Source organism: Pseudomonas sp. PS02290, assembly GCF_029960075.1.
Taxonomy (GTDB): Bacteria; Pseudomonadota; Gammaproteobacteria; order Pseudomonadales; family Pseudomonadaceae; genus Aquipseudomonas.
Map to the genome: position 1 here is coordinate 23963 of NZ_JASCOY010000029.1, position 13385 is coordinate 37347.

Consider the following 13385-nt stretch of genomic DNA (forward strand, 5'->3'; position numbering starts at 1 on the left):
TTGTAGCCATAGATTTTATCTCCTATAGACTTAGGTGAGTGAATTGGTTTATTTGGGTACGAGCGCTTACGCGGATAATCCGATACAAAAATAAAGGCCAGTTTCAGGCTGGCCTTAAAAGCTCCATGCGGAGCATTCTTACTTCAGGAATTTGTGCCCGGTTAAAGTGAGGGCGGCACTCGCTGATTCGATCAGTATCACAGCGAGATACAAGCAAAGATGTTCTTGAGTCACCTTTTGATCTGGCAGTAATCGACCAACTTGCACTGCTGGGCAAGGGAACACGTCTTGGAACGCTGGTCTATCAACTCGAACGCAACTTTCCTGAGAAGAGGCAGGAGTCGGTTCGAGGTTAATTGGGTAAAGTGGGGGGTGTAAGCAGGAGGGCGAAAATTTCACGTCTTGTTTATCTATCACTGTGCACTATTATCGCACGATATACTGTTCCTGTCAAGGTATATCTGCAAAAGTCAAGAACTTTTTTGCATTTTCTTCGTATGTAATCCCCGGCCCTGCTACATATCCGGGGATTACCGCCGAAAACGACGAAAGTTGTCAGTGCAGCAACTCTGCCGGATTGATCAATCGAAGTGAAAGTGGAGTTTCTGGATGGCGTCCAACTTCTGTTTGGGGCTGGCGCCTTCGTCGTACACGTCGAATGTAACTAGACCCGTTTCGTGTCCGACAATGTTTGCGACAGTTGGGCCGGGCACGCCTGCACGTAGTAGTAACGTGACGACCATGGACCGTACGCTGTGGAACACGTGCTGTCTGCCGAATCCTTGTGCAGTCTTCAGCCGCCCAAACGCTTTACTCAACGAGTCGGAACGTATCCCGTACTTGTTGCCTCCCGAACTCGGTAGCAGGTATCCATCTGTACTGTCTGCAATCAAACGATCTACGGTAGTCGTCAGGGCAGGGTGGATGGGTATCTCCCGAATGCCTGCGGCGGTCTTGCTGTCTTCTATCTTGAAGCTAAGTACACCTTCAACCTTTACCACCGACTCCTTCCGAAGCTGAGCAAGTTCCTCGATGCGGCAACCGGTATGGGCGCCCAACGTCATCAAGTCACAGAGCGTTCGATTTCCCTGAGCCCCCGCGACGGCGTACAGACTCTCTATCTGCTCAGTCGTGAACGCTTTACGTGCTGCCTCTAACTTGGCCCTACCTCGCACCTTGGGTAGAGACTGACCTCGGAACGGATTGTCTTTCCCGGCGAAGTCTTCGCGCCATCGGGCGTCATGCTTCGCTGCCCAAAGCCAGAAGGTTGAGCCCGCCAACAGATATTGAGCCTTTGTCTTGCTCGACAGTGGCAGCGATTCTAGCCATGCCGCCACAAGGTCAGCATCGAGCGACTTCCCCAGGTCACGAATGTACTTTGAGAGATTTTCCAGCTTGCTTTCCTGCTGGTCGATTGTCTTAGCCGCGATGCCAGACTTCTCTCGGGACACCCGAAACGCTGCAAGGCGAGAAGGGGTGATCGGTGATACAGGCTTGTAAGCCGACGGGGTGCGCAGGATGTCGCGGGCCTCGATTACCTCGGACGGTGACAGTCCGTGGCTGCGCTCCGCCAGTTGTATCACCGCATCCTCCATAATCGCCGCTTCCTGCTTCACTCGCTCCACCGGCAGAGCTGGGTCCATGGCAAAAGCGGTGCGTAGGCGGTCGGTGAACCCAATGGCTCCCTGTTTCTCCACCATTCGCAGCATGCCCAGCAACAAGTCCTGTTCTCGACCGGGCCTTACTGCATCACCTGCAATCTCGCTGAATATGCCGGTGTTCGGATTCGTAGGATGCTTGACTGCCTTGAGCAGGCTTTCGTCAAGCATTTGCTCCAGCCGCTTCCCACCTTCTGCCAGAGCAGGTCGCCACACGTCACGGCCTGCCGCTTTCGCATCTTTCGCTTCCTGAATCTGCTGCTTCCACAACGCAAGAATCGGCAGGCGCCTATCCATCGCCTCAGACTTGTTACTGGTGCCGGTTGTTTTGACCAGCTTGGTCAAGCCGCCGAACGCACTGCGCACTTCGACGGGAACCGTCATGCGTACATACCAAGTGCTTTCATTCGGCTTCTGGAAGAGGTGGGTAGCCATCAATTTTTTCCTGTGGTTTGCCCACTCACTTTGCCCACTATTGGGTGTGAAAGGCAATAGCCACGGGGTTTGAAGGGCGCGAGGGCGCTGATATGAGAGTCCCTATCTCTCCGCCATTATTTGAAAAGCCCCAGAAGTTATGCTTCTGGGGCTTTTTCGTTTCTGGCGTTTGGAATACCGGAAATCGTGAGGAGCACAGCCGGCTTCCGCTGTTTTCTGCATCACTGGTAAGCTGAGGGTGCTTTGCATTTTTTCGCTTGGAGGCGGTGATGCGCGGATATACCCAGTTAATTGATTTTATGCAGGATTTGGGCGATGGCATTCTTGACCACCTCCCGGAGGAGCAAAGGGTAGCAATTCTGAGTGTCGAGGACATTGTCGAGCTTTGGATGCAGCGGAAGTCATATCTTCAAGCCCTTTCTTTAAAAAAAGACATAGTGACCTACGCAAAGCTTGATGAGGCAGGCGATTACTCTGTTGATCAGCTTCTCGATGACTTTGATCTGTGCTTTATCCCGGAAAGATTTGGTTGTGAGGATCACATTTTTCTCACCGGTATCCTTGATTTGATTAATTTGCATATCGAGAAAAAGCGTCAAGGTATGCTTGTTAAGTACTTTGGTTGGTTAGGTTATCAGGAAGCATGAGGTAATCATGCGTCAGTACGTACGGTTGATTGATTTCATGCTGGCTTTAGGCACGGCCATCCAGGATTATTTGCCTGAAGATGAGCGCGCCAACGTCCCTGACTTTAAATCCTTTCTGGATGAATGGACTTCAAGAACTTCGCTTATCGAGCTTTATCGGCTGCGTAGCGACATCAGGTCATATTTGGTTAAGCACACTGCCGGTGATTACACCGTAGATGAGTTGTTTTTTTATTACGACATAGGCTTCGTGTATGAACGAGTCGGCAGTGAAGATCCGGTTTTTCTGGCAGGTGTCGTCCAGATGCTCGACAGGATCATATGTAGGAAAAAAGCAGCTCTGGCTGGGAAACACCTTGGATGGATCGGTTTCAAGTAGCTGATACCGAAGGTCCTCAGTCGAAGGCTCGGCCCCCTGAATACAGTGTCACTTCTTCGCAATCCCTAGAGGTGTCCACGCGCGGATTTATGGAACTAATCGACTTCATGAAACATCTGGCTGAGGGGATACTGGATTATCTGCCTGAGGATCAGAGGGTAGGACAGCTCACAGTGGATCAGGTAATAGAGGAATGGATGAATGGGAAGTCGTATTTTGCAGCACGTTCCCTCAGGCATGATCTCAAAAGCTATATAAGGCTTTATAAGTCCGGAGACTATTCCGTAGATGAAATATTGTCGTGGTACGACCTTTCCTTCATTCCAGAAAGGTTTGGCTGTGAAGAGTGGGAATTGTTCGCGAGCATATTGTGTTCAATCGACGCCCATGTTGAGAGAAAACGAAAGGATCTGTTGATCAAGGGATTTGGCTGGCTAGGTTTTCGCTAGATCAAGTCAGTGCCGGGCTGGGGAAATGCTTCGTCACCTTGCCCGGAACTTTACTTTTCCAAACCCCCGCCTACTCTCGATCTCACGCCCACTAGCGGTACAAGATCGCTCCACGCCCCACCCCAATCCTTCCAGCCAGTCAGAGAAGCCATGATCACCATCCAAGAGCTCAACGACTTCATCAGCAACCCGGAACTCAATGACTCGATGGCCCAGATCTGGACGTTGATCGGCAAGCATTTCGAGCAGGCGCAGAGCACATTGCCGGCTGAGCGGGCGATGCCGCGCAAGGAGTTGTCGTTTCATGATCATGTGCGGCTATTGGGTTACCTGGCGCTTCTGGTCGAAGGCATCCCCGGGGATGTGGTCGAGATTGGTGTCTGGAAGGGCAAGTCGCTGGTGCTGATGAATGAAGTCTGCAACCGCGAGCGCCGCATCATCGGGATTGATCCGTTTGAGCTGCCCAATCAGTTTGAAGAGTTCAGCTATTACCAGGAGAACCTGTTCTCCAACGCCCTGGTGCTGAGGGGCTATTCGGAGTTGTGCGCCGAGCGTTTCTATAACCTGTCACCGAAGGTGGCGCTGTTGCACATTGATGGCGGTCACGCCGGGCGCAATGTGCTGCTGGATTTCCTGCTGTATTCGCCAAGCGTCGTACCAGGCGGGTTTATCGTCTTCGACGACTACGGGGACTTTCAACACTCACCGGAGGTAGGCCCGGCGGTCGATTTGCTTCGCGCCACGGGCTATTTCAAAGGATTCAATGTGATTGGGTGTGTGCATGGCTTTGAGGCGAGCTATGTGATCCAGCGCGCTGGATAGGGCTCCCCCAGCACCAAAGGTCGGTGCAGCGGTTGAGAGGGCACACAATCAGACCCATTCCGCCCAACGCACCGCCGTCAATCCATACCGCCGGGCATGGGCGATCAGCGCCGTTAGCTCTTCCCGGGTCTTGGACAAATTGTGCAGTACGCCGATGCCCGCATGCAGGCAGGCGTAGTACCAGGCATCGGCTTCGTTCAGCGCTGAATCGGGTTGGAGGAATACTCGCTGCTCGTCCAGAAAGCGGTAGTGGATACGAAAGATGCGCTGGCCTGACATTAATATCTCCGATTTGATATCAATGTGACTGCAGTGGCTCATCGCCAGTTCAATATGTCAGGCGTTTAGTACCAAGCCCTCAGGTGACTACGGCCAAAACTCCATTTCTCAAAACAGCCAGTCCGCCAGCACGTCGTTTCCTCTGTGACCCGCCGCGCCATTTTTGTTCCTGATACGGGGCTATTTCCTGACCGCTCCGACGACTTCCGGCCATCATTTCGCAATCGGTGAGCGACAAAATGTCGCAATCGTTTTCAGGCGAGTAAGATAGGCACCCTGTTTTTACCCCCCTATTTTTTCGGACGGATCCTGCGTTGAGCGTCGTGTACATCGACCTCCGGGGCATCGTTTCGACGTCGTATTGATAGAGCAAACAGAGAAAAGGCGATCACTGCAAATGACCAAGACCTCGCGACCTTTATATATTTCCTATGCTGGCCCTTCGTTGCTGGAGATGCCGCTGCTCAACAAGGGCAGTGCCTTTACGCCGCAAGAGCGCATCGATTTCAACCTGGTCGGCCTGCTGCCCCAGAACGTCGAAACCATCGAAGAGCAGGTCACCCGCGTTTACAACCAGTACCGGCAATGCGCGAGCGACCTGGATAAACACATTTATCTGCGCTCGATTCAGGACAACAACGAAACCCTGTTCTTCCGCCTGCTGGATTCGCACCTCGACGAGATGCTGCCGATCATCTACACCCCGACCGTGGGTCAGGCGTGTCAGGAATTCTCGAAAATCTACCGCACCCACCGCGGGCTGTTCATCTCCTACCCGGAGCGCGACCGCATCGACGATATCCTGCGCAGCGCAACGAAAGATCGCATCAAAATCATCGTGGTGACGGACAGCGAGCGCATCCTTGGCCTGGGCGACCAAGGCATTGGCGGCATGGGCATTCCGATCGGCAAGCTGTCGCTCTACACCGCATGTGGCGGCATCAGCCCGGCGTACACCTTGCCGATCGTGCTCGACGTGGGCACCAACAACAAAGAGCTGCTGGACGACCCGATGTACATGGGCTGGCGCCATGAGCGCGTCACCGGCAAGGAGTACGACGACTTCATTGCTCTGTTCATCGAGGCGGTGCAGAGCCGCTGGCCGGACGTGCTGTTGCAGTTCGAAGACTTCGCCCAGACCAACGCCATGCCGTTGCTGGAGAAGTACCGCGATGAGTTGTGCTGCTTCAACGATGACATTCAGGGCACCGCGTCGGTTGCCGTGGGCACCCTGCTGGCGGCGTGCAAAGCCAAGCACGAAACCCTGGGCCAGCAGCGGGTTGTGTTCCTGGGCGCGGGTTCGGCCGGTTGCGGGATCGCCGAGCACATCATTGCGGCCATGGTCATCGAAGGCCTGAGCGAAGCCGAAGCGCGCAAGCGCGTGATGATGGTCGACCGCTTCGGGCTGCTGACTGACAGCATGGACAACCTGCTGGACTTCCAGAAGAACCTCGCGCAGAAGTCTGCCGATGTGGCGGGCTGGTCGAGCGGCGAGGGTTCGCCCGAGTTGCTGGACGTGGTCGCCAACGGCAAGCCGACTGTGCTGATCGGCGTGTCCGGCCAGCGCGGCCTGTTCACCGAGCAAGTCATCCGCGAGATGCACAAGCACTGCGCCAAGCCGCTGGTCATGCCGCTGTCGAATCCGACCTCTAAGGTCGAAGTCACGCCGCAGGAAGTCCTGACCTGGACCAACGGCGATGCGCTGGTCGCGACCGGCAGCCCGTTTGCCCCCGTCACCGTAGGCGACCGCACCTTCCACATCGCACAGTGCAACAACTCCTACATCTTCCCGGGCATCGGCCTGGGTGTTGTGGCGTCGAAAGCCACGCGCATCACCGACAAAATGCTGATGGCCGCCTCCAATGCGTTGGCGGAATGCTCGCCGATGGTGACGGGCAAAGGTGACGCTGTCCTGCCGCCGCTGAAAGAGATCCAGCAGGTGAGCAAGAAGATTGCGTTGGCCGTGGCCAAGCAGGCCCAGGCTGAAGGCATGGCGCTGGAGACCACCGAAGAGATGCTCGTCGAAGCCATTGAGCGTAACTTCTGGATGCCGAACTACCGCAGCTACCGTCGCAGCGCGGTGTAATCGCATCCGTTACTGACAGCAAACGCTTCAACCCGGACCGCCCCATGGAAACATGCGGCGGTCTTTTGTTTTGTGGCGAAAAACTTCAGGATGGGCCCTGCATAAAAACAAAAAATATCAGCGAGGGATGCATGCAAACGGACGTCGGTCTCCATGACTACATCATCGTCGGCGCAGGCCCGGCGGGCTGCCTGCTGGCCAATCGGCTGTCGCAGAATCCTGCCCACCGGGTCCTGTTGCTCGAAGCCGGCGGCCAAGACAATTACGCCTGGATTCATGTGCCGGTGGGCTACCTCTACTGCATCGGCAATCCGCGCACCGACTGGTGCTTCAAAACCGAAGCGGAGCCCGGCCTCGGCGGACGTGCGCTCAACTATCCTCGCGGCAAAGTACTGGGCGGATGCTCCTCCATCAACGGCATGATCTACATGCGCGGCCAGGCCCGGGACTACGACGGCTGGGCGGAGCAGGGCAACTCGGGCTGGGGCTGGGAAGACGTCTTGCCGATCTTCAAGCGCTCGGAAAACCACTACGCCGGCGACTCGGAAGTTCACAGCGCGAAAGGTGAATGGCGCGTCGAGCAGCAGCGTCTTTCATGGACGTTGCTGGACGCGTTCCGTGAGGCGGCGGCGCAAACCGGCATCCCGTCGATCCCCGACTTCAACGGCGGCGACAACGAAGGGTGCAGCTATTTTCAGGTCAATCAGCGGCGCGGTGTGCGCTGGAATGCGTCCAAGGCATTTCTTCGGCCTGCGTTGAAACGCCCGAACCTGACGGTGATCACCGGTGCGGAAGTGTCGCGCGTGGAGTTTGAGAACAGCCGCGCTAGCGGGGTGGTTGCACGCGTCAACGGACAGGAACAGACGCTTCGCGCCCGGCGGGAGATCATCCTCTGCTGCGGCGCCATCGGATCGCCCATGGTCCTGCAACGCTCAGGCGTCGGGCCGCGTCCACTGCTGGAAAAGCTCGGCATTAGCGTGCGGCATGAGCTGCCCGGCGTCGGCGCGAATTTGCAGGATCACCTGCAGTTGCGCCTGATCTACAAGGTCAGCAACGGGCAGACGCTGAATCAGATGGCGGGCAGTGTGTGGGGCAAGATGAACATGGGCCTGCGCTACGCCCTCAATCGCAGCGGTCCGTTGGCGATGGCGCCGAGTCAGTTGGGTGCTTTTGCACGCTCGGGGCCGGAGCAGACAAGCGCCAATCTCGAATACCACGTGCAGCCCTTGTCCCTTGAGCGCTTCGGCGAGCCGCTGCACGGATTTCCCGCATTCACTGCGTCCGTGTGTGATTTGCGCCCGCAGAGCCGTGGCACGGTGGAAATCCGTTCGGCGCTGGCCGATGCCGCGCCGATCATCAGGCCGAACTACCTGAGTCACGAGACCGACCTCAAAGTGGCCGCCGACGCCATTCGCCTGACCCGTCGCATCGCCGCCGCGCCTGCGCTCGCTCGCTTCGAGCCGGTTGAGTACCTGCCCGGCGCGAGCCTGCAAACCGAGGAAGAACTGCGCGAGGCGGCCAGCGTTGTTGGCACGACGATCTTTCACCCGGTAGGCACCTGCAGGATGGGGCAGGGCCGTGATGCCGTAGTCGACGAACGCCTGCGCGTGCACGGCATCACCGGCCTGCGCGTAGTGGATGCGTCGATCATGCCGAACATCACCTCCGGCAACACCTGCTCGCCGACCGTAATGATCGCCGAGAAGGCGGCGCAGATGATTGTTGAGGATGAATTGAGGAACGGAATGCCAGAAATAACGAGCCTTACGACCTCTCTTGAAACCGAGGTTGATTTGGGCGAGCGCTGAACTCTATTGCTCTACAAGCAAACGCCTAAACCGCGCTCAGGCGGTCAACCATGTCAGGGAATTTTTCGACCAGTTTGATCAGCAAAGCAGCCTGTGCATTGGGTTTGGACTTCTCCTGCTCCCAGTTGCGCAGGGTGCTCGTGCTGGTCCGGATCCGCCGCGCAAAAACGTTCTGAGACATGTGCAGCCTTTGCCTCAAGGCCACTATTTCCTGAGCAGAAATCTCAGGCGCAGGCCTGTCTTCAAAGGTATCGCCGCGAAGGGTGAGCTTCCCTTCTCGGTGTGCAGACATTTCCTCAACGCCCTCCATCATTTCTGCGAACAGGTCGCGCTTCTTGCTCATCGTTTGCCTCTCTTGCGCAGCTCTGCGTCGATAGCGGCCTTCAATTGACGCTGCTGATCAGCGGTCAAGTTCGAGACCTCATCCTTGTCATAGATCGAAAACATCCAGATCTGGCGATCATTGATTAGCCAATAATAGATAACCCGCAGGCCGCCACGCTTGCCTTTGCCTCGACGTTCATCGTGCCAGCGCAGCTTTCTGAATCCGCCCGTTCCTGGCATGAGATCCCCTGACTCGGGGCTTGCCAAGATATGAATCTGGAGCGCGCGATAGCCATCATCGTCGAGGTAGCCCGACCTCAGCCGGCTGAAAGTTGTTGTTTCGAAAAATACAGCATCCATAAAAGGGTAGGCAACCTGATTATGTTTGGTCTGACCTCTAAGCTACCGGTCAGAGCGAGACGCTTCACCTCGTTTTCTGCGACCAGCTGTTGCATCGATTCGATGCGTCCAATGGAATGCCGCAGCAACACACCAAACCCACCCCACCAATCGTTCTCATCCTTTTCACAAAAAATTGATGGCCCGATGCCTAAAGTTCGCAGCATCGGCGGGGTTCCTCCCGCGTTTATATTCTCATTTCCAGCCAAGCAGACTTTTATGCTCAACGTAAAAGCAGTTCGTCCCGAGCTTGTGACATTGCTTGCCAGTGCCTTTTTGTTGATCGGGTTTAACCTGACTCTCTGGCAGCATCTATTTGCGATTACCGACTCGGACGGGAAGGGCCTGTTGTTGCGTTGTGCTTTTGCGCTGATGGTGTTCTGCGCGTTTAATATCTTTTTCACGCTGTTAGCGTTCAAGCGTGTATTGAAACCCGTACTGATCTGTCTCTTTTTTATCAGCGCCGGTGTGGCTTATTTCATGAGCCAATACGGCGTGATGATTGATTCGGGCATGTTCCGAAACTTCGCTGAAACCAATGTCACCGAAGTGCGCGATCTGCTCTCTTTGAAGTTACTCGGCTATTTGTTTTTTTTGGGTATCGTGCCTTCGGTGATTCTTTTCAAAACACCGATTGCCTATCGGCGCTGGCCTCGCGAGTTGCTGAGCAAAGCGCTGGTGTCCGTCGTGTGCGCGGTCGCTATCGGTGGTGTTGCGTTGATGAATTACCAGGGGCTGTCGTCGCTGTTTCGCAATCACCACGAATTGCGCCTGATGGTCGTGCCGAGCAATTACCTGGCGGCGTCCGTGGGTTACTTGAGCGAGCAGGTCAAGTCTGCGCAGCGGCCGTTCGTGAGCATCGGTCAAGACGCCAAACTGGCCAGCGATTGGCAGCAGCACAAGCGCAAGTCACTGACCGTGCTGGTCGTTGGCGAAAGTGCGCGGGCCGAGAACTTCGGCATCCTGGGCTATAACCGCGACACCACGCCACAGCTGAGCAAGGAGCGTGGCTTGCTTACGTTTACTGACGTGCATTCCTGCGGCACGGAGACGGCGGTGTCGGTGCCCTGCATGTTTTCCAACATGGGCCGCAAGGATTACAACGCCACCACCGCGCGCAATGAAGAAGGCGTGCTCGATGTGCTGAAGCGCGCCGGGCTCGATGTCATCTGGCGCGACAACCAATCGGGCTGCAAAGGCACCTGCGACCGGGTGACGATGCAGGATGTCAGCAACTTCAAGGATCCGGCGTTGTGTGCCAACAACGAGTGCCGCGATGAAATCCTGCTGCAGGGGCTGCAGCACTTCATCGACACACTGGACAAAGACACCGTGCTGGTACTTCACCAGATGGGCAGTCATGGGCCTGAGTACTTCAAGCGTTATCCGAAAGAGTTCGAGAAGTTCACCCCGGTGTGCGAAAGCAATGCGCTGAATAATTGCTCGCGGGAAAGTATCGTCAACGGTTACGACAACACGTTGCTGTACACCGACCATGTACTCGCGATGTTGATCGACATCCTGCGCAACAATCAGGGCAAAGTAGACACGGCCATGGTTTATCTTTCCGACCACGGCGAGTCGTTGGGTGAATACAACCTGTTCCTGCACGGCACACCTTATATGCTCGCGCCCGACCAACAGAAACATGTCCCGATGATTGCCTGGTTTTCCGAGAACTATCAGCAGTCGTTCGCCGTGGATACCCACTGTCTGCAAAAAGAGCGAAACGCGCCGCTCAGTCAGGACAACTTGTTCCATTCGATGCTGGGCCTGTTGCAAGTGCGCACAAGCGTCTATAACCCGGCGCTGGACATGTTCGCGGGCTGTCGGGGGATTTATACGGACGGGGTACTGGCCAATGAGTGAGCCCCTCAGCAAAAAGGTTCACGTCGAAGAGTACGTGCGCCAGCATGAACACACCCTCAGCCGACGCCTGAGTCTGTGGCGCGATGCGCAGCTGGCCCGCAAAGCGTTGCGGGATGCGGGCGAGCCCGGACTGGTGCTGGACTTGCCGTCGGGCTCCGGGCGTTTCTGGCCGGTGCTGGCCGAACACGCCAATCGGGTGATCCTCGCGGCCGATCCTTCGACCGACAGGCTGGCGTTCGCCGAGGCACAGTCATCCAGCGAGGTGCGCAAGCGCATCCGCACGTTCCAGAGTTCGGCGTTTTCCATCGGCCTGTCCGCCAACGCGGTGGACTGCATCTTCTGCATGCGTTTGTTCCATCACCTGGGCGACAGCGAAAAACGCGGTGCGATTCTCGACGAGTTTCACCGGGTGACCCGCGACACGGCCATCGTCGCGCTGTGGGTGGATGGCAACGTGAAATCGTGGCGTCGCAAACGTCAGCAGGGCCGATTGGAGGTCGGTATGTCCGCCCCCCGTAATCGATTTGTGGTGTGCCGCAGCGACATCGAATCCGAGTTCGCGCGGGCGGGTTTCAGAATCGTTGATCACCACGACTTTCTCCCCGGCTACGCCATGTGGCGCGTGTATGTGCTGCGCAAGGCGGGCCAGTGATCAGTGATCGGATGGACGGTCGTCGCGACGGCGGCTATTTGCGCGCTTCAAAGATGAAGTTGTTCGAGACTTGCAGGACGGATGCCCGGTAACTGCTTGTAGCGATATATACTGCGCGCCATTCTTCGAGGGAGAGCCGTGTGGCCATCGATATTCACTGGATTCGCGACGACCATAGCCTCGCCGAACATTGCGCACAGTGGCAGACCCTGCCCTACGTCGCGCTCGACACCGAATTCATGCGGGTCGACACCTTCTATCCCATCGCCGCGCTGTTGCAGATCGGCGATGGTTCAAGCGCCTATCTGATCGACCCGTTGCTGATCAGCGACTGGAAGCCTCTGGCCGCGCTGCTGGAAAACCCTGACGTCATCAAAGTCGTTCACGCCTGCAGCGAGGACCTCGAGGTGCTGTTGCGCCTGACCGGCAGCCTGCCGGCGCCGCTGTTCGATACGCAACTGGCCGCGGCCTACCTGAACCTCGGGTTCTCGATGGGTTATTCGCGTCTGGTCCAGGAAGTGCTGAACATCGATCTGCCGAAAGGCGAAACCCGCTCGGACTGGCTGCAACGTCCGCTTTCGGAAACCCAGATCAGCTACGCCGCCGAAGACGCCGTTCACCTGGCCGAGGTGTACAACCTGCTGCGTCCGCGTTTATCCGATGAAAAGTACGCGTGGGTGCTGGAGGACGGTGCTGAACTGGTCGCCAATCTGCGCCGCGAAACCGATCCTTATGACGCTTACCGCGACGCCAAGCTGGCGTGGAAGCTGTCTCGTGCGCAACTCGCCGTGCTGCGCGAGCTCTGCGCCTGGCGCGAGCAACAGGCGCGCCTGCGTAATCAGCCACGCAATCGCATCCTGCGCGAACATTCGCTGTGGCCGCTGGCCAAGTCCCAGCCCGACAACCTCGCCGCGCTGGCGAAGATCGACGACATGCACCCCAAGACCGTGCGTCAGGACGGCGAGTTTCTGCTCGACCTGATCAAGAAAGCCGGTAGCGTGTCGCCGGATCTTTGGCCGCCCGCGTTGCCGGAGCCGCTGCCGATCGAGGCCTCCAATGTGCTCAAGAGCCTGCGCGTCATTGGCCAGCAGCAAGCCGAGCGTCTCGACATGGCGCCGGAATTGATGCTGCGCAAAAAGACGCTCGAAGCCCTGCTCAAGACCGGTTACCCAGACGGTCCCTATAAACTGCCCGATTCGCTGCGTGGCTGGCGCCGCGAATTGATGGGCCAGATGCTGCTCGACAGCCTGGCCAACGTCGGAGAACAGCCTTGAAACGTATTTGCTCCATCTACCGCAGCCCGCGCAGGAACGAAATGTACCTGTATGTCCTCAAGAGCGACGCCCTGGAGCGTGTGCCCGAGGAATTGTTGACCGCGTTCGGCAAGCCGCAGCACGCCTTCAATCTGGTCCTGTCGCCGGAGCGCGCCCTGGCCCGCGAAGACATTCACGCGGTGCTCGCCAATCTGGACAAGCAGGGTTACCACCTGCAGATGCCACCGGCCGAAGACGATTACATCGAGCACCTGCCCGAAGAGCTGCTGCGCCGCAACGATCCGATGTGATCGATTTCTGACCC

General features: G+C 56.9%; 14 protein-coding genes. 10 read left to right on the forward strand and 4 right to left on the reverse strand.

Features of this window, described 5'->3' with window-relative positions; genetic code table 11:
• Nucleotides 1-581: 581 nt before the first annotated feature.
• On the reverse strand, nt 582-2093 hold the full coding sequence (locus QMX88_RS14825; RefSeq protein ID WP_282370534.1) for a tyrosine-type recombinase/integrase: 1512 nt from the start codon (nt 2091-2093) through the stop codon (nt 582-584).
• 269 nt (nt 2094-2362) lie between these two features.
• Here QMX88_RS14825 and QMX88_RS14830 point away from each other — a divergent pair, with 269 nt between their 5' ends.
• The 4 genes from QMX88_RS14830 (at nt 2363) to QMX88_RS14845 (ending at nt 4390) form a co-directional block, all read left to right on the forward strand.
• Nucleotides 2363-2740, forward strand: coding sequence for a hypothetical protein (locus QMX88_RS14830; protein WP_282370535.1), 378 nt, complete (start codon nt 2363-2365; stop codon nt 2738-2740).
• A gap of 7 nt (nt 2741-2747) precedes the next feature.
• Complete coding sequence (locus tag QMX88_RS14835) at nt 2748-3119, forward strand: hypothetical protein (RefSeq protein WP_282370536.1); 372 nt, start codon at nt 2748-2750, stop codon at nt 3117-3119.
• An 89-nt stretch (nt 3120-3208) separates the two neighbouring features.
• Nucleotides 3209-3568, forward strand: coding sequence for a hypothetical protein (locus tag QMX88_RS14840; RefSeq protein WP_282370538.1), 360 nt, complete (start codon nt 3209-3211; stop codon nt 3566-3568).
• 150 nt (nt 3569-3718) lie between these two features.
• Nucleotides 3719-4390, forward strand: coding sequence for a class I SAM-dependent methyltransferase (locus tag QMX88_RS14845; protein WP_282370540.1), 672 nt, complete (start codon nt 3719-3721; stop codon nt 4388-4390).
• 48 nt (nt 4391-4438) lie between these two features.
• Here the strand turns inward: QMX88_RS14845 and QMX88_RS14850 are convergent, their stop codons facing one another.
• Complete coding sequence (locus tag QMX88_RS14850; protein ID WP_192170897.1) at nt 4439-4669, reverse strand: DUF6555 family protein; 231 nt, start codon at nt 4667-4669, stop codon at nt 4439-4441.
• Between the two features lie 397 nt (nt 4670-5066).
• Between QMX88_RS14850 and QMX88_RS14855 the strand changes: the two genes are divergently transcribed.
• Nucleotides 5067-6755 (forward strand): NAD-dependent malic enzyme, encoded by a 1689-nt coding sequence (locus QMX88_RS14855; RefSeq protein WP_282370543.1) that lies wholly within the window; start codon nt 5067-5069, stop codon nt 6753-6755.
• 131 nt (nt 6756-6886) lie between these two features.
• Nucleotides 6887-8563, forward strand: a complete 1677-nt coding sequence (locus tag QMX88_RS14860) for a GMC family oxidoreductase (RefSeq protein ID WP_282370545.1) — start codon at nt 6887-6889, stop codon at nt 8561-8563.
• Nucleotides 8564-8588: 25 nt separating this feature from the next.
• On the opposite strand, the gene QMX88_RS14865 is transcribed toward QMX88_RS14860, so the two are convergent.
• Both QMX88_RS14865 and QMX88_RS14870 read right to left on the reverse strand, forming a co-directional pair.
• Nucleotides 8589-8906, reverse strand: coding sequence for a helix-turn-helix domain-containing protein (locus tag QMX88_RS14865; protein ID WP_122623063.1), 318 nt, complete (start codon nt 8904-8906; stop codon nt 8589-8591).
• A complete protein-coding gene (locus QMX88_RS14870; RefSeq protein ID WP_282370549.1) occupies nt 8903-9247 on the reverse strand; it encodes a toxin in 345 nt (114 codons plus the stop codon). Before QMX88_RS14870 ends, QMX88_RS14865 begins: the two co-directional genes overlap by 4 nt.
• Before the next feature lie 258 nt (nt 9248-9505).
• Between QMX88_RS14870 and QMX88_RS14875 the strand changes: the two genes are divergently transcribed.
• The 4 genes from QMX88_RS14875 to QMX88_RS14890 all read left to right on the forward strand — a co-directional run bounded on the left by QMX88_RS14875 (nt 9506) and on the right by QMX88_RS14890 (nt 13371).
• Nucleotides 9506-11155 (forward strand): phosphoethanolamine transferase, encoded by a 1650-nt coding sequence (locus QMX88_RS14875; protein WP_282370609.1) that lies wholly within the window; start codon nt 9506-9508, stop codon nt 11153-11155.
• A complete protein-coding gene (locus tag QMX88_RS14880) occupies nt 11148-11807 on the forward strand; it encodes a class I SAM-dependent methyltransferase (protein ID WP_282370551.1) in 660 nt (219 codons plus the stop codon). The genes QMX88_RS14875 and QMX88_RS14880 overlap by 8 nt, the downstream gene beginning before the upstream one ends.
• Before the next feature lie 140 nt (nt 11808-11947).
• Entirely contained in the window at nt 11948-13081 is a 1134-nt protein-coding gene (gene rnd / locus QMX88_RS14885) for a ribonuclease D (RefSeq protein ID WP_192170904.1), read from the forward strand.
• Nucleotides 13078-13371: a YcgL domain-containing protein gene (locus QMX88_RS14890; protein ID WP_122537448.1), complete on the forward strand. Its 294-nt coding sequence runs from the start codon at nt 13078-13080 to the stop codon at nt 13369-13371. Before rnd ends, QMX88_RS14890 begins: the two co-directional genes overlap by 4 nt.
• Nucleotides 13372-13385 lie beyond the last annotated feature (14 nt).

Coding starts and splice junctions, on each gene's coding strand:
- QMX88_RS14825 (WP_282370534.1), bottom strand. CDS start 2,093: ATGGCTACCCACCTCTTCCAGAAGCCGAATGAAAGCACTTGGTATGTA.
- QMX88_RS14830 (WP_282370535.1), top strand. CDS start 2,363: ATGCGCGGATATACCCAGTTAATTGATTTTATGCAGGATTTGGGCGAT.
- QMX88_RS14835 (WP_282370536.1), top strand. CDS start 2,748: ATGCGTCAGTACGTACGGTTGATTGATTTCATGCTGGCTTTAGGCACG.
- QMX88_RS14840 (WP_282370538.1), top strand. CDS start 3,209: ATGGAACTAATCGACTTCATGAAACATCTGGCTGAGGGGATACTGGAT.
- QMX88_RS14845 (WP_282370540.1), top strand. CDS start 3,719: ATGATCACCATCCAAGAGCTCAACGACTTCATCAGCAACCCGGAACTC.
- QMX88_RS14850 (WP_192170897.1), bottom strand. CDS start 4,669: ATGTCAGGCCAGCGCATCTTTCGTATCCACTACCGCTTTCTGGACGAG.
- QMX88_RS14855 (WP_282370543.1), top strand. CDS start 5,067: ATGACCAAGACCTCGCGACCTTTATATATTTCCTATGCTGGCCCTTCG.
- QMX88_RS14860 (WP_282370545.1), top strand. CDS start 6,887: ATGCAAACGGACGTCGGTCTCCATGACTACATCATCGTCGGCGCAGGC.
- QMX88_RS14865 (WP_122623063.1), bottom strand. CDS start 8,906: ATGAGCAAGAAGCGCGACCTGTTCGCAGAAATGATGGAGGGCGTTGAG.
- QMX88_RS14870 (WP_282370549.1), bottom strand. CDS start 9,247: ATGGATGCTGTATTTTTCGAAACAACAACTTTCAGCCGGCTGAGGTCG.
- QMX88_RS14875 (WP_282370609.1), top strand. CDS start 9,506: ATGCTCAACGTAAAAGCAGTTCGTCCCGAGCTTGTGACATTGCTTGCC.
- QMX88_RS14880 (WP_282370551.1), top strand. CDS start 11,148: ATGAGTGAGCCCCTCAGCAAAAAGGTTCACGTCGAAGAGTACGTGCGC.